14 protein-coding genes are annotated in these 18,018 nt (G+C 36.9%); 10 read left to right on the top strand and 4 right to left on the bottom strand.

Annotated features, from left to right (window positions below):
• Nucleotides 1-70 precede the first annotated feature (70 nt).
• Nucleotides 71-631, top strand: coding sequence for a DUF1543 domain-containing protein (locus AQF98_RS17350; protein ID WP_055133231.1), 561 nt, complete (start codon nt 71-73; stop codon nt 629-631).
• Nucleotides 632-690: 59 nt separating this feature from the next.
• Here the strand turns inward: AQF98_RS17350 and AQF98_RS17355 are convergent, their stop codons facing one another.
• The 3 genes from AQF98_RS17355 to cphA all read right to left on the bottom strand — a co-directional run bounded on the left by AQF98_RS17355 (nt 691) and on the right by cphA (nt 4,529).
• A complete protein-coding gene (locus AQF98_RS17355) occupies nt 691-1,128 on the bottom strand; it encodes a carboxymuconolactone decarboxylase family protein (protein ID WP_055133232.1) in 438 nt (145 codons plus the stop codon).
• A gap of 76 nt (nt 1,129-1,204) precedes the next feature.
• Nucleotides 1,205-1,777, bottom strand: coding sequence for a Crp/Fnr family transcriptional regulator (locus AQF98_RS17360; RefSeq protein WP_055133233.1), 573 nt, complete (start codon nt 1,775-1,777; stop codon nt 1,205-1,207).
• Nucleotides 1,778-1,910: 133 nt separating this feature from the next.
• On the bottom strand, nt 1,911-4,529 hold the full coding sequence (gene cphA / locus AQF98_RS17365; RefSeq protein ID WP_055133234.1) for a cyanophycin synthetase: 2,619 nt from the start codon (nt 4,527-4,529) through the stop codon (nt 1,911-1,913).
• A 260-nt stretch (nt 4,530-4,789) separates the two neighbouring features.
• On the opposite strand from cphA, the gene AQF98_RS17375 reads away from it, so the two are divergent.
• The 8 genes from AQF98_RS17375 (at nt 4,790) to AQF98_RS17410 (ending at nt 14,847) form a co-directional block, all read left to right on the top strand.
• On the top strand, nt 4,790-5,662 hold the full coding sequence (locus AQF98_RS17375) for a cyanophycinase (protein ID WP_055133236.1): 873 nt from the start codon (nt 4,790-4,792) through the stop codon (nt 5,660-5,662).
• Nucleotides 5,663-5,777: 115 nt separating this feature from the next.
• The gene (locus AQF98_RS17380; protein WP_055133237.1) at nt 5,778-6,620 is read left to right on the top strand and encodes an isoaspartyl peptidase/L-asparaginase; all 843 of its coding nucleotides are present in this window, start codon (nt 5,778-5,780) and stop codon (nt 6,618-6,620) included.
• 19 nt (nt 6,621-6,639) lie between these two features.
• Nucleotides 6,640-7,329 (top strand): hypothetical protein, encoded by a 690-nt coding sequence (locus tag AQF98_RS17385; RefSeq protein ID WP_055133238.1) that lies wholly within the window; start codon nt 6,640-6,642, stop codon nt 7,327-7,329.
• A 50-nt stretch (nt 7,330-7,379) separates the two neighbouring features.
• A complete protein-coding gene (locus AQF98_RS17390) occupies nt 7,380-9,200 on the top strand; it encodes a sensor histidine kinase (RefSeq protein WP_055133239.1) in 1,821 nt (606 codons plus the stop codon).
• Nucleotides 9,201-9,254: 54 nt separating this feature from the next.
• On the top strand, nt 9,255-11,519 hold the full coding sequence (locus AQF98_RS17395; RefSeq protein WP_055133240.1) for a sensor histidine kinase: 2,265 nt from the start codon (nt 9,255-9,257) through the stop codon (nt 11,517-11,519).
• Nucleotides 11,520-11,528: 9 nt separating this feature from the next.
• Complete coding sequence (locus AQF98_RS17400) at nt 11,529-12,164, top strand: response regulator transcription factor (RefSeq protein WP_055133241.1); 636 nt, start codon at nt 11,529-11,531, stop codon at nt 12,162-12,164.
• A 122-nt stretch (nt 12,165-12,286) separates the two neighbouring features.
• Nucleotides 12,287-12,508 (top strand): response regulator transcription factor, encoded by a 222-nt coding sequence (locus AQF98_RS17405; protein WP_055133242.1) that lies wholly within the window; start codon nt 12,287-12,289, stop codon nt 12,506-12,508.
• A 107-nt stretch (nt 12,509-12,615) separates the two neighbouring features.
• Nucleotides 12,616-14,847 carry a carboxy terminal-processing peptidase gene (locus tag AQF98_RS17410; protein ID WP_055133552.1) on the top strand — a complete coding sequence of 744 codons (2,232 nt, stop codon included), beginning with the start codon at nt 12,616-12,618 and terminating at the stop codon, nt 14,845-14,847.
• Nucleotides 14,848-14,918: 71 nt separating this feature from the next.
• On the opposite strand, the gene AQF98_RS17415 is transcribed toward AQF98_RS17410, so the two are convergent.
• Nucleotides 14,919-15,842 carry an SPFH domain-containing protein gene (locus tag AQF98_RS17415; protein WP_055133243.1) on the bottom strand — a complete coding sequence of 308 codons (924 nt, stop codon included), beginning with the start codon at nt 15,840-15,842 and terminating at the stop codon, nt 14,919-14,921.
• Between the two features lie 93 nt (nt 15,843-15,935).
• Here AQF98_RS17415 and AQF98_RS17420 point away from each other — a divergent pair, with 93 nt between their 5' ends.
• Nucleotides 15,936-17,969, top strand: a complete 2,034-nt coding sequence (locus AQF98_RS17420) for a M13 family metallopeptidase (RefSeq protein WP_055133244.1) — start codon at nt 15,936-15,938, stop codon at nt 17,967-17,969.
• Nucleotides 17,970-18,018: the final 49 nt, after the last annotated feature.

The raw sequence follows: 18,018 nt of genomic DNA on the forward strand, positions 1-18,018 counted from the left end.
TTCCCTATTTTCTATTCCCCTATTTCTAAATATTTTCCCTTAAATTTATCAGCACTGATACAATAGAAGAATGGAAACACCACAACTATTTATGATTTTATTAGGGGCTAAGCCTAAAGGGAGAAATATAGAACAACATGATATCTTCTTTGGCATTGGCACATCTATCCAAGCGTTATTGCCAGAAATTTTAAACTTTTGGCCAGAGGCTGATGGAAAAATACATGTAGATGCTTATCGAATTGTAAATAAGGTTGGCACTTATAAGGTAGAAGTGGTCAATAAAGCAGATGCCAATCAAACCGATTTGAATAGCCTATTTTTTATGAATTTAGGGGGCTATAAGAAAGAAGAATTTGAAGAATTTCACTATAAAATGTTAGTGGTATCCGACCAAAAAGCAATTGCTATTAAAGAGGCAAAAGAGACGGCATTTTACAAACATGTATGCTTTGATGGAGCTACTTCACATATTGATGATAAATATGGTGTAGATGTAGATGATATCTTTGAGATTACTGATATTCTCTCTCCAGCTACAAAGCGCAGCTATGCGCTAAAGTTTTCAACAGGTGATCACCTACCAGAAGACGAAATGACATTGGGTTACCTACCCTTGTCTAAAATATAAAATGTTATGCAGGGTAAACAGCCTTTTTCTGACCCTGCACAACTGTAATATGATTTATTTTAAGCAACCTGCTTTTGTGTAGCAACAGAAATTCTGTTCCACCCATTAATGGCAACCATAACCATTATCAATTGAGCAATATATTGCTCATCAAATAGGGCTTTTGCTTTTTGATAAGTTTCATCAGAAAGTCCACCTTGTGCAATTAGGGTAACTTCTTCGGTTAAAGCCAAAACCACTTTTTCTTCTTCATTAAAGAGGTCCGTTTCTTTCCAGGCATTTAATAAATAGATGCGTTGCTCGGTTTCGCCATGTTTTCTGGCATCTTTAGTATGCATATCAATGCAAAAGGCACAGCCATTAATTTGCGAAGCTCTGATTTTGATCAATTCCTTGTGTGTTTTGCTCACCTTGATGGTAGCGATATATTGCTCTAAACCCAACATGGCTTTATAAGCAGCAGGTTCAATTTCTTCGATGTTAATTCTCTTGTTCATGTCAATTGTTTTAAATGATAAACAAAGGTAAAACACAACGAACAAAGAAAACTTAAGCTAGTTTAAGAAATGAAAATCAACCATGTTTTTTTCTAAGTTCGCTTAAATATTCTGGTGTAAGACCTAAATAAGAAGCAAGCATGTACTGAGGTATCCTTTGTACAAATTCTGGAAACAAAGACACAAAGAATCGGTAGTTTTCTTCTTTGGTATAATCATGGAAAAACTTAAATCTCCTTTGTGTAGCGGCATAGGCCCTTTGCATCATGATCCGAAAATAGCGTTCCATTTGTGGTAGTTCATCAAACAGCTCATCCTGCTTTTTAAAGTCAATGGCAATAATTTCAGCAGGTTCAATGGTTTGGATATAAAATGGAGATTTCGTTTGCATGGTTAAGCTCATATAGTCTGCAAGCCACCAGTTTTCTAAGGCAAATTGTACAATCTGTTCTGTACCTTTTTCATTGATAAAGAACATCCTCAAACAGCCGCTTTCTACAAAATAATTCGCTTTACAAATTTCTCCTTCTTGTAGCAGATATGCTTTCTTTTTGAGGGTTAAAGGCTTAATGTATTTTAAAAGAATTTGTTCTTCATCCTCGCTAAGCGAAATATATCTTTTTATATGTTGGATGAAATTTGGATACATTGACAAAGCGCTGATGTTTTTAATTATCCAAATATACTAAAGCTTTCATTCCCAAATGTGCTCAAGAAATATAAACAGCACAAAGCCCCAATTTAATCGAGGCTTTGTGGTTAATAAAAGAATTTAATGCTTCTTATTTCTTATCCAATTCCTTATCTAAGTAATAAGTAGCTTTATGAATGGCATTGTCAATTGTATCGCTCAAAATGGTGATAAATGATCCAGACTTAGCATTGGCAACCAATTTTTTCATACAATCTTCGCCGTTATTGTTAATGTCTACTTGAATGTCTGGTTTCACTTCTCTTAGGCCGGTTAATAAAAGATCGATCAATTCTTGTTGCTTTCTGCCACGCAGGTATTTTTCTTGACAGATCACCACCCTATCGAACATCTGGGCCGCAATACGGGCAGTTTCTATAATATCTTCATCGCGTCTATCGCCAGTACCAGAAATGACACCCACATGCTCCGTAGCCTCAACAGTTTTCAGGTAATCTTTAATGCCATTGAAACCGTCAGGATTATGCGCAAAATCTACCAATATCTTAAACTCTTTAAACTTAAAGATATTCATCCTGCCAGGTGTATGAGCAGCAGAAGGGATGAAAGTTTCTAAAGACATTCGAATATCTTCCGTTTTATAGCCCCATAAGAAAGTAGTTAAAGTAGCTGCCAAAACATTTTGGATCATGAAATCAACAGATCCATTAAAAGTTAAAGGAATATGCGTTGCTTTTTCAACACGGATTTTCCAATCGCCCTTTTTAATGGTTACATATCCGTTTTCGTAGATGGCCGCAATACCGCCTTTTTTACAATGCTCTTTAATTACTGGATTTTTTTCATCCATACTGAAGTAGGCAATGTTACAATCAGCAGTCGCTGCAATTTTTAAACAATAGGCATTATCGGCATTTAAAACACCCCAGCCATCTCGTTTTACCGCACCAATAATTACCGATTTTACACGGGTTAAATCATCAAGATTGTGGATGTCTGATATACCCAAGTGGTCTTCCTGAATATTGGTAACCACTCCGATATCGCATTTGTTGAAACCCAAACCAGAGCGTAAAATTCCACCTCTGGCAGTTTCCAAAACAGCTACTTCTACCGTTGGTTCTTTTAAAATAAATTCTGCACTAAATGGACCAGTAGTGTCACCCTTCATTAATAAGGTGTTTTGTACGTAGATACCATCAGAAGTAGTAAAGCCAACCCTACTGCCATTATTTTTTACAATGTGTGCAATTAAACGGGTGGTGGTTGTTTTCCCATTTGTACCAGTAACCGCAATAATGGGAATACGTGCCGATTTACCCGGCGGATACAACATATCAATTACAGGTGCTGCAACGTTGCGAGGTAAACCTTCGCTTGGTGCCAAATGCATTCTGAAGCCAGGTGCCGCATTTACCTCTAAAATTACCCCTCCGTTTTCTGTTAAGGGCTCTGTTAAATTTTGGGCCATGATATCAATCCCACAAATATCTAAGCCAACTATACGAGAAATACGTTCGCAGTTGAAAACGTTTTGAGGGTGCACTTGGTCGGTTACATCAATAGAGGTACCACCTGTACTTAAATTGGCAGTAGATTTCAAGTAAACGATTTCACCTTTTGGCGCTATTGTTTCTAAAGTATATGCTTTCTTCTCTAATAGATCAAGTGTATCACGGTCTACGGTAATTTCAGTCAGTACATTTTCATGTCCGTAACCACGTCTCGGATCCTCATTCTCTTTATCAATCAATTGTTGGATGGTACTTTTCCCATCGCCTTTTACATGTGCTGGTACACGCAAAGCCGCAGCAACCATTTTATGATCGATCACTAAAACCCTAAAATCGTGTCCAGTAATAAAGCTCTCCACAATAATCCTTCTCGAATATTCTTTGGCATAATGAAAAGCAGCAACGGCTTCTTCTTCTGTTTTTACATTAATGGTTGCACCTTTGCCATGATTGCCATCTAATGGTTTAAATACCAATGGGAAGCCAACTCTTTTAATGGCATCATATACATCTTCAAGTGTAGAAGCGGTAAGGCCTTTTGCCACTGGAATAGCAGCATCGCTCAGTAAGCGTTTGGTTTCGTCTTTATTACCTGCAATATCAACGGCAATGCTGCTCGTTCTTTCGGTCATGGTAGCCCTAAAGCGCACCTGGTTTTTTCCGTAGCCCAATTGTACCAAAGAGCTTTTGTTTAACCTAATCCAAGGAATGTTTCTTGAAATGGCTTCGTCTACAATAGAACCAGTACTTGGTCCTAACCTTTCAGATTCTCTCAATTCACGCATCCGCTGGATATCGTGTTCCAGGTCGTATTCCTTTCCCTCTATTAAAGCTTCGGCAATACGAACGGCCGATTCTGCAGCATAAACCCCAGCTTTTTCTTCCAGGTAACTGAAAACTACATTGTAAATGCCATCTGTTTTGGTTTGGCGTGTTCTGCCAAAACCAGTATCCATGCCAGCAAGGGTCTGTATTTCTAAGGCAATGTGCTCAATAACATGCCCCATCCAAGTTCCTTCCTCTACCCGGGCTAAAAAGCCCCCGGGCGCAGCTTTAGAACAGCGGTGTGTATATAAACTAGGGATCAGTTGTTCTATCCGCTCTCTAAATCCTTCAATTACATTCGTTGGTCTTTGCTCTAGCTCTTCTAGATCCAACCGCATTTGGATTAGTTTTTTTCTGTTAATAGACCAGATGTTTGGTCCCCTCAGCACCTGTATGCCTAATATTTTCATTATAAGTTTTGTTTTTAAATGGTAGTAATCGGAGCGCTATACTCCATTGAGAAAATATTCTCAAAGAAAAAATTAAAGTATAAAAATTTTTCCAGAAAAGTAGTCAATTCAGAATTAAAAATTTGACAATAATTTAAAGTAGAAAAAGGATTAAAACCGCTTAATTTGTTAATTAAAAGTATAATATTGATAAAAATAATGTTAAAAATTAGACTAATGCCCATATATTTGGCACTTTAGTGAAAACGTAAACGATTAGAATGGCTCCAAAAGGTAAATTAATAATAATTGGCGGTGCGATAAATACTGGAAGTTTTGCCGAAACACAGTTCGGATTGCCACAAAACATGAACTTTTTTGAGCGTGGAATTTTAAAAAGGATCACTACAGAGTCTGCCAATGGCAACGATTCTAGATTCGAAATCATGACCACCGCTTCTTTAATTCCAGAGAAAGTTGGCGAAGAATACATCAAAGCTTTTGCTCAATTAGATGTACATGATGTAGGTGTTTTGAATATCGGAAGTAGAGAAGAAGCGAATAGACAAGAATATGTCGAACGTATTAAAGCTGCAGATGTCATTATCTTTACAGGTGGCGATCAATTGCGTCTTTCTTCCATCTTTGGAGGTACAGAAATCCATCGTGTGTTATTAGAGAAATATCAGGATACAGCCATTGTAATTGCAGGGACCTCTGCAGGTGCTGCAGCGAGTTCGAAAAACATGATCTACCAAGGAAGTAGTAAAGACGCTTTACTAAAAGGTGAAGTGAAAATTACTGGTGGATTAGGATTTATTGATGATGTAATTGTAGATACGCACTTTGTACAGAGAGGAAGGATTGGTCGTTTATTATATGCTACGGCAAGTAATCCTGGTATTTTAGGGATCGGCCTTGGAGAAGACACAGGATTATACATTCACGATAATACCATGGAAGCCATTGGATCTGGTATGGTGATTTTGGTAGACGGCAGAAATATGGCAGATACCAATTTAACCGATGTTGAAATGGGACAGCCTGTTTCTATCAAAAATATGGTGGTGCATGTAATGTGCGATGGAGATATTTATGATCTAAAAACTCATCAATTGGTTATCCATCACCCTAAAGCTGTGCCAACAGATTAATTGAGTTTGGAGTTGAGCGTTTTTAAGTCCTTTCAATGAACTAATGATACCAATGAACCAATGACTTTGTCAGTCTGAGCTTATCGAAGACAATGACACCACTGAACCAATTGAAATGAAAGTGATTATACATGGTGGTTTTTTTAGTGAATCGGCCACCAATCAAGAAACAAAAAAAGCCAAACAAGATGCTTTGGCTGAAATTGTAACCAAAGCACATCAATTTTTGGCTAGCCATACTGCTTTAGAAACCGTTGTTTATGCAGTGAGTTTATTAGAAGACAATGAACTTTTCAATGCTGGCATTGGCTCGCAAATACAAAGTGATGGCAAGGTGCGTTTAAGTGCCGCTTTAATGGATGGGCATACCCAAAAATTTAGTGGGGTAATTAACCTAGAGGATGTTAAAAATCCGATAGCAGTTGCACAGCAACTACTCGATTACGACGATAGGGTATTAAGTGGTGAAGGTGCTTTGACCTTTGCCAGAAGTAATGGCTTCGATTATTTTAATCCAATCACCGAACAAAGACAAGCAGAATATCAAGCTAAAATAAACCAACAAGGAAGAAAAGGAACAGTGGGTTGCGTGGCATTAGATGCAGAAGGAAATCTTGCTGCGGCCACTTCAACAGGAGGCAAAGGCTTTGAAATTCCTTGTCGTGTAAGCGATTCGGCCACGGTAGCAGGTAATTTCGCCAATAATTTTGCTGGCATTTCTTGCACTGGTGTTGGCGAAGATATTGTAAGTGGTGCCCTGGCCGCAAAAATTGTAACCCGTGTAACCGATGGCTTTACATTACAGGCTGCCTGCGATAAATCTTTTACAGAACTTAAACCTTTTGATGGTTTTGCTGGGGTGATCGGTATCACAACAGCAGGCGAAATTTATCATTGCGATTCTCACCCTTACATGGTTTGGGCATCTTTCGACGTTAATTTACAGGTATTTAACTAAAATTTTATACCTTTATAAGATGAACAAAATCTATCTTGGACTTGTTTGCTTATTTTTAACTGCGGAAGCAATGGCACAAAATGCCAATACAGCCCCGCAAGAAGGAGTTCCATCTAGTACTGCCATTAACATTGCGGTATCTAGAATGGGAGATACAGATGGTGATGAATACTTTGCAGATGCAGAGAAAAACGAACGAAAAGGAGATTTAAATGAAGCATTGACCTTATTTGGCAAAGCTGCTTTTGAATACAATAGTGATAAAAAATTTAGCAGATATGCAGCCTCATTATTGAGAATGAGCAATGTGCATTTATTGCTTTTACACTATACTGAAGCCGAACAGGTGATTCTTAATGCGGCATTAAAAACCTATACCAAAATTGGAAGCCGATCTGGCCAAATGGCTTCTTATAGTCAGTTAGGTAGGATCTACTTTGCAGCCAACAAACTAACGCAATCTTTATGGTTTTATACACAGCAAGGAATTTTGGCTCAACAGCTCAAAAATAATACAGCTTATATCGAATCTGTACTTGGAATAGCCGCTGTAAAAATCAAAAAGAAAGAATACGCCATGGCTACTAAAGATGTAAACAGAGCAGAATTGTTGGCAAAAAATGCAAACATTACGCAGTTTGCACAACAGATTAAATCAAGCAGGGCCACCATTGCCGATCGGCAGTTGCCAAAGGGCAAAACACGTTAAAATCCGTATTTCTGGGTATTTATTAAATCTTTATAATAAACGAACTTAGAATGGTGCCTCCAATCAAACCCAAACAACTTATTCATTTACTAATTGCGCCACTCTTCTTGTTGGGATTATTGAGTCTATCTTTCAATTCTATTGCACAACAAAATCCATTATTAGACTCTGCCAAACATATTTTTAGGTCTAGGCCTGAAGAAGCCATTTTACTTTTAAAGCGTGTAAAAAGCGAAGCTGTAAGCGCAAAAGATAACCCCGCTTTGATCCAGGCCGAACTGATGAATGGTAATATTGCCTATTTTAAGGGAAAGCATGATGAAGCATTAAAAATGTATATCAATGCTTTAAAAATTGCCGAACAAGCTAAACTTCATTTACAAATTGCAGCAGTTTGCAACGAGATCGGTACCCTTTTAAAAAAGAACAAAGATTTACCTAAAGCACTCGAATATTATACCAGGGCATTAAATGAAGCACTTTTAGCTCGCCACGATGGACAAGTTGCCAATGCCTACAATAATATTGGTTTGGTTTATGAAGAAGAAGGTAATTATGCCAAAGCGCTCAAACAATATCAAAAATCTTTGGCCACCTACCAAAAAGCAAAGGATAAACTAGGCGAATCGTATAGCTTGGAATATATCGGTTATGTTTATGGATTAATGAAAAACTACGATTTGGCGGTAGAGAACCTGCAACAAAGTTTATCATTACGTATTGAAGTGAAAGACAATTATGGGATTGCCATTTGTTTAATTGAGCTTGCCGAAGTTTTTAGAGATAAAAAAGATTATCAGCTGGCAGCAAGTTATGCAAAAAGAACGGTGAGCTTTAGTAATGAAATCAATTATCCAGATATGCTTCAGAAAGGATATGCATTATTGGCTGAAATTTATGAAAGAGAACAAAATTTTGCTGCGGCTTATCGTGCCCATCAACAATACACAGCAGTAAAGGATTCCATATTCAACATCGAAAAGAGTAAACAAATTACCGAGCAGCAAACCAAATATGAAAGCACAAAAAAGCAACAACAGATTGATCTTTTAAACAAAGAAAATACCATTCAAAAATTAAAACTGACCCAGCGTGATGGCATTATCGGAATCATTTCTTTTGCCTTTCTAATTTTCTCTTTCATCACTTACCTTTTATATAACCGTTATCGATTAAAGCAACAAACCAAATTACAGGCAGAGGTAATGCTGCAACAAGACTTGGCTACCAAAGCAGTTTTAACTGCTGAAGAAAACGAGCGCATGCGCATTGCTGGAGAACTACATGATGGTTTAGGACAACTATTTTCGGCTGTAAAATTAAACCTATCCGCCATCAGCGAAAATTTGACATTTAAAGATGAGCATAATGAAAGGATGTTTGATAAGACCCTACATCTGGTTGATGAAAGCTGTAAAGAAGTAAGGGCAATTTCACATCAAATGACACCGAATGTTTTATTAAAGGCGGGGTTAACAAGTGCCGTAAGAGATTTTATTGATAAGATTGATGCTCGAAAACTAAAGGTGAATCTGGCCACATTTGGCTTGCAAGATCGTTTAGACCACAATATAGAAATTGTGTTATATCGAGTAATACAAGAGACAGTAAACAATGTAATTAAACATGCACAAGCCAGTTCGTTGGATATTCAATTGAGCAAAGATGTGGAAGGGATAAATGTAATGATTGAAGACAATGGGACAGGTTTCAATATTGCGCAGCTTGGAAAGTTTGATGGCATTGGGCTAAAAAATATTCAAACCAGGGTAGCTTATTTAAAAGGAACAGTAGATTTTTCTTCTCGCCTTGGCGAAGGTACTTTGATCGCTATTTTTATCCCTTTTTTAAACAAAAAAAATACCCAATAGAGGGTATATAATTAATGCGTATTTCCCTATAAATTTGATGTTTAAACCATCTCTATGAAACGCTCATTCTGCCTTTTACTGTTATGTTTAGGTCTCTGCTATGTCTCAAATGCCCAAAATAAGGCAGTTATTGATAGTTTAAATAAGATCATTTCTTCAAAAACAGCAAAGGATACAACCTATATTAAGGCATTAAATGACCTGGCATGGCTTTATTCGAAAACAGATTCGGCAAAAGCAATGGGTTATGCGCTTGGCGCCAAAAATGCGGCAATGAAAAAGCAATATGTAACGGGTCTTGCAGAAGCCTATAAATCGATAGGGCATGTCAATTCTTATAAAAATCATACTGCTCTAGCCATTCAGAACTTTAATATTTCTAATGATTACTACACCAAATTAAATAACAAAAGAGAAATTGGCGGTAATTACAATAACATGGGTACCGCCTATAAACTAGTAGGTAATTTAAACGATGCCTTGGTTTATTTTCTAAAAGCCGAAAAAATACATCGTGGTATCAATGACCTAGAGGCCCTAGGTGCAGACCTTAATAATATTGGAACCGTTTATAATGATCTGGGTGATCTTAATAAAGCCATTGATTATTACCTGCAAGCTACAAGGATAACCGAAAAGGGCAAAATACCAAGAAATAATGCCCAAACTTTTATCAATATTGGTAATATCCTGCGCTTGCAGAAAAACTATAAAGAGGGTGTTTTGTATTACGATAAGGCCATTAAGATTTTGATAGATTTTAACGACCAACTGAATTTGGGCATTGCCTATATCAATTATGCAAATATTTATATCGATCAATCAGCTTATGATAAGGCCATCCACCTGATTGATCAAAGTGTAATTGCATTTACCAAAGCTAACTTTAAACGAGGCTTACAGGTCTGTTACAATAACCTGGGGGCATTGTATATTAGACAAGAAAAATATAAGGAAGCCGTTCCAATTTTAGAAAAATCCATTAAAATAGCTGAAGAATCTAAAAACTTTGCAGGACTAGCACTGGTGCAGCAGAATATTGCTTTTTCTTATACCAAGATGGGTGCATTTAAACAGGCAGAAGAGTGGTTTGACAAGGCAGAGGCAGCAGCATTGAAATACAATAAGGCAGATGTGGGTACATTTGCCGAGATCTATAACCATCGGTCTTCTCTAGATTCTGCAATAGGCGATTTTAAACGGGCTTTTTTTAGCAGAGACCGATACCGGCTGATTAAAGATAGTTTGTTAAATGAAAAGTTGAGCAAACAGATCAATGAACTCAATACCAAGTACCAAACTGAAAAGAAACAAAACCAAATTTCTCTTTTAAGTACACAGAACCAGATTCAAGGGCTACAATTGAATAAAAGCAAGCTTGAAATTTTGAATAAGAACCTCATTTTAGATAAAAATAACCTACAGATCAATACGCAAAGTCTCTTGCTAGAAAGAAATCGTTCTGAGCTCAATCAGAAAAAATCGGAAACGATAGTAAAAGAACAAAAAATTAAACTCCTCAATACCGAAAACGAGATCCAAAAACTAGAACTGCTTAAAAGAAATATCACCATCATCATTATTGCAGCCATACTGTTTTTCAGTATCCTTATCGGATTTCTATTTTACAATAAGTACAAGTTAAAACAAGAGGCTAGGTTACAAGGTGAGGTAATTAAACAGCAAGATTTGTCTACCCGTGCAGTTTTAAATGCGGAGGAGAATGAGCGTAAACGAATTTCAGGCGAATTGCATGATGGTTTAGGTCAGCTATTTTCAGCGGTTAAGATGAACCTTTCGGCCCTAACCGAAAATGTTGATTTTAAAGACAAACACGGAGAAGAAATGTTTCATAAAACCATGAGTTTGGTTGATGAGAGTTGTAAGGAAGTTCGCTTAATTTCCCATCAAATGGCGCCAAATGTTTTATTAAAATCTGGTCTTACTGCTGCGGTGAGAGATTTTATCAGTAAAATAGATGCCAGAAAATTGAAGATCAATTTAGAGACATTTGGTTTGCAGAACAGGTTAGATCAAAATATAGAAACCGTTTTATATCGTGTAATCCAAGAAACAGTAAACAATGTCATCAAACATTCTGGAGCCAATGTCTTAGATATCCAACTCACAAAAGATGAAGAAGGGATCAATGTAATGATAGAAGACAATGGTAAAGGCTTTGACACTTCATCTTTAGAGAAATTTGAAGGTATTGGCCTAAAGAATATTAAAAGTAGGGTTGGGTACCTCAAAGGATCGGTAGATTTTTCTTCAAACCTTGGTTCAGGTACACTTGTGGCAATCCATATTCCTTTGTAGTTTAGTGAGATGGAAAATGTGCCTAAAATAAATCTCTTTATTGTTGACGACCATCAATTGGTTGTAGACGGTTTAAGTTCTTTGCTCAATAACGAAGAACGATACGCATTGGTGGGGTTTTGTCATCAACCCAAAGAAGTAATGGCCATGTTAGAAGAATTGGAAGTTGATATCTTACTAACAGACATCAATATGCCAGAAATGTCTGGGGTAGAATTGACCAGAAATGTCAAGAAAAGATTCCCGAACATTAAAGTTTTGGCCCTTTCTATGTTTGGCGAACGTCAAGTGATCAAAGAAATGATAGATGCTGGTGTGTCTGGCTATATCTTAAAAAATACAGGAAAGCAAGAGTTGATCGCCGCTTTGGATAAGCTGGCCAGTGGGCAAACTTTTTTTGGCGATGAAGTAACCCAAGAACTCATGAAGGCTTTTAAACGCAATGAGGAAGAGTCGCATTTAACCAATCGTGAAATAGAGATTATCCGTTTGATTGAGCGTGAATTGAGCAATAAAAAAATTGCAGACCTGTTGTTCATCAGCGAGCGTACTGTAGAAACCCACCGTAAAAATATATTCAGAAAAACGGGTACACAAAGTATCGTTGGATTGCTAAAATATGCTTACGACCATAAGATTATTTAATGGTGTACCTACCAATGGGTAGATGAATATACCCTGAACTTGGTATTGTGCCTCGTCATGTTTTTTTCAATTTTTGTTTCCATCAACAATCATCTACAATAAGATGGACCAACACTTTGTACATGAAGAATAATACAATAAGAGTTATTGATGTTTTAAGTAGACGAGAGGTGGAGATTATTAAGCTCATTACCCAAGAGTATAGTAATGAGGAAATAGCTGCTCATTTGGCCATTAGTAGGCGTACCGTAGAAACGCATCGAAAAAATATTTTTAAGAAAACAAAAGTAAAAAGCATTGTTGGATTAGTGTTGTTGGCCATTAAAAGCAAGTTAGTTTCTTAATTTAAAGTATTATATTTATAAACTTTACAAAAAAGATACACTTAAAAGCTGTATCTTTTTTGTTTATTTAAGAAATTGGTATCATATTGGATGCTGATTTACACGAAATGGATTTTAAACTGTTTAAAGAGATGTTGAGAAGAATATTAATGATAACATTCACTGCCGCAGCGTTGGCATGTAGTGCTTCACCAAAGGCCCAAAAAATGGTTGATGGTGTACAGAATATCAAACCAGATGAGCAACAAAGCTTGGTTTGTAGAGAGGTTGTTCAACTGATAGAGAATTATAATTACAAAAAGATAAAACTAAACGACTCGATCTCATCTGTCATTTTCGACAGGTACATTAAAGCATTAGATCCATCAAGATATTATTTTTTGGCTAGCGATATTAAAGAATTTGAAAAATATAGAAATACGTTAGATGACGATTTCAGAATTGGAGACTTATCTGCACCATTCTATATCTTTAATGTTTATTTAAAAAGATACAATGAGCGTGTGAATTTTTCATTGGCTCAGATTAAAGAAAAGTATGATTTTAATCAAAATGACACTTATACCTATGATAGAGAGAAAATGCCGTGGCTAGCTACTAGTACCGCATTAGATGATGTTTGGAAAAAAAGGGTGAAATACGAGTTGGTAAACCTAAAAATTGCAGGTACAGATCAAGCAAAAAATATCGAAACATTGACTAAACGTTATGAGAACTTAAAATCTCAAGCTGCGAAATTCAATAATCAGGATGTATTTCAGATCTTAATGGATTCATTTACTGAAGCCATTGATCCACATACCAATTATTTTAATCCTAGAAATGCAGAAACATTTAACCAAGAAATGTCACGTTCTATTGAAGGGATCGGGGCAACTTTACAGTTAGAAAATGAGGTAACTAAAATTGTATCGGTAGTACCAGGCGGACCTGCCTTTAAAAGCAAACAAATTAATGCTGGCGATAGAATTGTTGCGGTAGCACAAGGAGTAAACGGAGAATTTGAAGACATTATTGGTTGGAGAATTGATAACGCCGTAGCTAAAATCAAAGGACCAAAAGGTACAACTGTAAGATTGAAAGTTATTCCGGTAGGACAAGAGCTTTCTTCTAAACCAGTGGTAATTACACTGGTAAGAGAGAAAGTAATTTTAGCAGATCAGTCTGCTAAAAAATCTGTTAAAACGATCCAATCTGATGGTAAACCATTTAAAATTGGGATCATAGATGTACCAGCATTCTACGCAGATTTTAAAGCTGCAAACGCAGGAGATCCTAATTATAAAAGCACCACACGTGATGTGCGTTTATTAATCGATACCTTAAAAAATATTGATAAAGTAGACGCCATTGTAATGGACTTACGTGCAAACGGAGGTGGATCATTGGTGGAAGCTATTGACCTAACAGGTTTATTTATTGATAAAGGACCAGTTGTACAGGTAAAAGATTTAAGAGGTTCTGTTGAAGTTGATGAAGATAAAAATGCAGGTGTTGCATGGTCTGGCCCATTTGGGGTAATGATTGATCGTTTAAGTGCATCAGCATCTGAGATTTTTGCTGGAGCGATACAAGACTATGGTAGAGGTGTGGTAATGGGTACACAAAGTTATGGTAAAGGAACAGTACAGTCTTCTATCGATTTAAATAGACTGGTAGAGCCTTCGTTATTACAGAAAATGGCTGCGGTGTTCAAAAAATCACAGCCAGATAACCAACCAGGTGCAAAACAAGGAGCCCCTGCTTCTTCGAGTTCAATTGTTGTGGATAAAGATGGCACGCCTCAATTGGGTGTAATCAATTTAACCATGGGTAAATTTTATCGTATCAACGGTAACAGTACACAACACAAAGGTGTTATTCCTGATTTTAACTTCCCATCAATTTATCCATTAGATAAAATTGGCGAAGATACAGAACCATCTGCGCTACCATTTGATATGGTGAAACCTTCTAACTTTAAATTGGTTGCAGATTTAAGCGATGTAAAAATGAAGTTGTTAAAGCTACACAACGAAAGAATGCAAAACTCTGTAGCTTATAAAATATTACAAGAAGATATTGCAGACTCTAAGAAACGTGATGGAGAAACATCTATTTCGCTGAATGAGGCAAAATTGAAAGCAGAGCGTGATCAACTGGAAACAAAATCATTAGCTCGTTTAAATCAATTGAGGGTATCTAGAGGTTTAGCTCCAGTTAAAAAAGGAGATAAAACAACCAAAGATGAGGCTTTTGATTTTGTACAAGATGAAAGCTTGAAGATTATGGTTGATTTAATGAAGTTGACCAATGTTGATGGAAAATTAACCAATGTAATTCCTCCATTTAATAAATAAGCTCAATTATAAAACATAAAAAAAGTCCAGACACTTAGTGCTGGACTTTTTTTATGGAATATTTATTTATTCTATTTCTTTTCTTTAGCCATTTGCATAGACATCATCTCTTTCATGGTTTTATTCATACCTTCTGTAGAGCCATCTAAGAAAATCACATTGCCATCGCTATTCTCGGCAAAATGTTTAATAGACTCAGTCCACATGGTGAATAAAATAACAGAGATATCTAAATTGGCCTGCTCCATTTCCTGGGCAGCTTTTGTCATACCATGCGCTACTTCAGCACGGAACAAAGCAATACCCTGTCCACGCAATTGAGCAGCTTCACGCTCTGCAGCAGCAGCAATTTTAATGGCATTACCATCAGCCTCTGCCCCTTTTGTTTTGGTAATTAATAAAGCTTGGCCTTCGTTTTCTGCAGCAGCTTTTAAGTTATTAGAAGCAACTACCCTGCTCATGGAGCGCATAATTTCTTCATCAAAAGTGATATCGTTCAATTGAAGATCTTGTAAGTGGTAACCCCAGCTTTCCAATACCTGATCGATCTGGTGTTTCACATGGTCTACAATTTCATTTCTTTGGGCCAATACATTCGCTTGCTTTTGTGTAGCTACATAAGCCCTAATCGAGCCTTCAATGGTACGAATTAAAGCCTGCATCAAATTGTTGGCATCAACAAATTTAAAGGCAACATTTTTAATGGTCTCTTCATCGTGGTTTAAAACAGAATAAAGTAACATCGCCTTAAAATAAACATTGGCCTGATCATGTGTTACTGCTTGGAATGAAAGTTCTACAGAACGATTTTGGATAGAAATCCTAGAGTGGATCTGCTCTATCAAAGGGATTTTTAAACTTAAACCCGGACTGAGCTGTCTGCGGTATTTGCCAAATATGGTAATTACTGCAATTGTACCCTGTTTTACAGTTACAAAAGAGCTAAGTAGGACAATCAGTCCAAAAAAAAGGAAGACATAAGGAACGTAAATCATGGTTTCATTTTGTTAAATTCTAATCAATATTACTAATAAATTGATTTTCTATGTAGCTTTATTTTAAATATTTTATTTTTTAATCAAACATGTATGAAACTAAAATTTGGTTTACCATTAATTGGCATGGCTTTAATTATAGCCTGTCAAAGTAAAAACACCAGTACCGAAAAACGGACAGTGTTTCTTGATACTGCCGGAATGGATACTTCGGTTAATCCTGGAGACAATTTCTTTATGTATGCAAATGGGAAGTGGATGAAGAATACGGTTATTCCCGACGATCAGAGTGGTTGGGGCAGCTTTTATACATTATATGAAGACAATCTTAAAAAGTTGAAAGGGATTGTAGAAGAAGCAGAGAAAGAAAATGCAGCTAAAGGGAGTATCAAACAAAAAGTTGGCGATTATTACGCCAGCGGAATGGATACCGTTACGATAGAAAAATTAGGAGCCGAACCACTTAAACCTGTTCTGGCTAAGATAGATGCCGCAAAAGACTATAAAGAATTGGTTAGTTTATTGGCCGAGCTATCTAAAACAGATGAAGCAGGTCTATTAGGCATGGGCGTTGGTGCAGACGAGAAAAATAGCACTAAAAATATAGCTTCCTTCTATCAATCAGGCTTATCATTGCCAGAAAAGGATTATTATTTTAAAACAGATAGTACCACTAAAGTGGCGAGAGCGGGTTTTGTTACCTATGCGGCCAAACTATTTAATTTAACAGGTGTGGATGCGGCAACAGCTACTAAAAATGCAAACGACATATTGGCTTTGGAAACGGAAATTGCCAAATCGCATCGTAGCCCAGAGGAGCTAAGAGACCCACAAAAGAACTACAATAAAATGAGCGTTGCACAATTGGAACAGTTGGCGCCAAACCTTGGTGTTGCTGCACTTTTTGCAACAATGAAAGTCAAAACAGACAGTGTAAATGTGGGGCAACCTACCTATTTCAAAGCATTGAGTACTTTGTTGGCAAGTCAGCCGATAGCCGTTTGGAAAACGAAGTTCAAGTACGATTACATGGCTAGAAATGCAGGTTTTTTAAGTAAATCGTTTGTAGATGCCTCTTTCAATTTCAATAAGATCTTTAATGGGCAGAAGAAACAGTCTGAAAGATGGAAAAAATTGATCAATGGAATAGATGGAAATTTGGGCGATCTTTTAGGGCAGCTTTATGTAGAAAAATATTTTACTCCAGAAGCTAAGAAACGTATGGACGAATTGGTAAATAACCTACAAAAGGTATTTGCTACACGCATTGCGAAGTTAGATTGGATGAGTGCCGAAACAAAAACAAAGGCTACAGAAAAACTAAATATCTTCTTAAAGAAAATAGGCTATACTACAAAATGGAAGAATTTTGATGATGTAACCATTAGCAAAGGCGATTACCTAGGCAATGCCCGTAACGCAAGAATGCACGGTTATAACGAAATGATTGGGAAAATTGGTAAACCTGTTGATAAAACAGAATGGGTAATGACCCCGCCAACGGTAAATGCGTATTACAATCCCACATTTAATGAAATTGTGTTCCCTGCCGGAATTTTGCAGTTCCCATTTTTTGATGCCAATGCTGATGATGCCATTAACTATGGTGCAATTGGTGCGGTAATAGGTCACGAAATGACCCATGGATTTGATGACCAAGGACGTCAATATGATGCCGCAGGAAACATGAAAGATTGGTGGACAAAAGCCGATGCCGATCAGTTTAAAACCAAAGCAGACAAAGTTGCTGCCATGTATAGCGGGTTTACTTTGTTAGACAATCAACATGTAAATGGCAATTTAACCTTGGGAGAGAACTTGGCTGATATTGGTGGTTTAGCTATCGCTTACGATGCCTTTAAACTAACCGAACAAGGTAAAGAAGCCGCCAAGAAAATAGATGGTTTTACACCAGACCAAAGATTCTTCTTGGCCTTTGCTCAAGTATGGAGAATTAAAGATAGAGACGAAAATATGCGTGTTCGTATCAAAACAGATCCACACTCGCCAGAAATGTTTAGGGTAAATGGGCCTGTGTATAGCATGGAAGCATTTTACAAAGCATTCAATGTTCCTGCTACAGCTAAAATGTACATTGCCCCAGCAAATAGGTTAGGGGTTTGGTAATTGAAGTTAAAAGATAAATAAAGAATAAGAAGCGGCATCCTTAATTTGG

Origin of the sequence: Pedobacter sp. Hv1, assembly GCF_001412215.1 — a bacterium.
Lineage (GTDB): Bacteria > Bacteroidota > Bacteroidia > Sphingobacteriales > Sphingobacteriaceae > Pedobacter.

Coding starts and splice junctions, on each gene's coding strand:
- AQF98_RS17390 (WP_055133239.1), top strand. CDS start 7,380: ATGGTGCCTCCAATCAAACCCAAACAACTTATTCATTTACTAATTGCG.
- AQF98_RS17395 (WP_055133240.1), top strand. CDS start 9,255: ATGAAACGCTCATTCTGCCTTTTACTGTTATGTTTAGGTCTCTGCTAT.
- AQF98_RS17400 (WP_055133241.1), top strand. CDS start 11,529: ATGGAAAATGTGCCTAAAATAAATCTCTTTATTGTTGACGACCATCAA.
- cphA (WP_055133234.1), bottom strand. CDS start 4,529: ATGAAAATATTAGGCATACAGGTGCTGAGGGGACCAAACATCTGGTCT.
- AQF98_RS17360 (WP_055133233.1), bottom strand. CDS start 1,777: ATGTATCCAAATTTCATCCAACATATAAAAAGATATATTTCGCTTAGC.
- AQF98_RS17350 (WP_055133231.1), top strand. CDS start 71: ATGGAAACACCACAACTATTTATGATTTTATTAGGGGCTAAGCCTAAA.
- AQF98_RS17355 (WP_055133232.1), bottom strand. CDS start 1,128: ATGAACAAGAGAATTAACATCGAAGAAATTGAACCTGCTGCTTATAAA.
- AQF98_RS17410 (WP_055133552.1), top strand. CDS start 12,616: ATGGATTTTAAACTGTTTAAAGAGATGTTGAGAAGAATATTAATGATA.
- AQF98_RS17420 (WP_055133244.1), top strand. CDS start 15,936: ATGAAACTAAAATTTGGTTTACCATTAATTGGCATGGCTTTAATTATA.
- AQF98_RS17375 (WP_055133236.1), top strand. CDS start 4,790: ATGGCTCCAAAAGGTAAATTAATAATAATTGGCGGTGCGATAAATACT.
- AQF98_RS17385 (WP_055133238.1), top strand. CDS start 6,640: ATGAACAAAATCTATCTTGGACTTGTTTGCTTATTTTTAACTGCGGAA.
- AQF98_RS17415 (WP_055133243.1), bottom strand. CDS start 15,842: ATGATTTACGTTCCTTATGTCTTCCTTTTTTTTGGACTGATTGTCCTA.
- AQF98_RS17380 (WP_055133237.1), top strand. CDS start 5,778: ATGAAAGTGATTATACATGGTGGTTTTTTTAGTGAATCGGCCACCAAT.
- AQF98_RS17405 (WP_055133242.1), top strand. CDS start 12,287: ATGAAGAATAATACAATAAGAGTTATTGATGTTTTAAGTAGACGAGAG.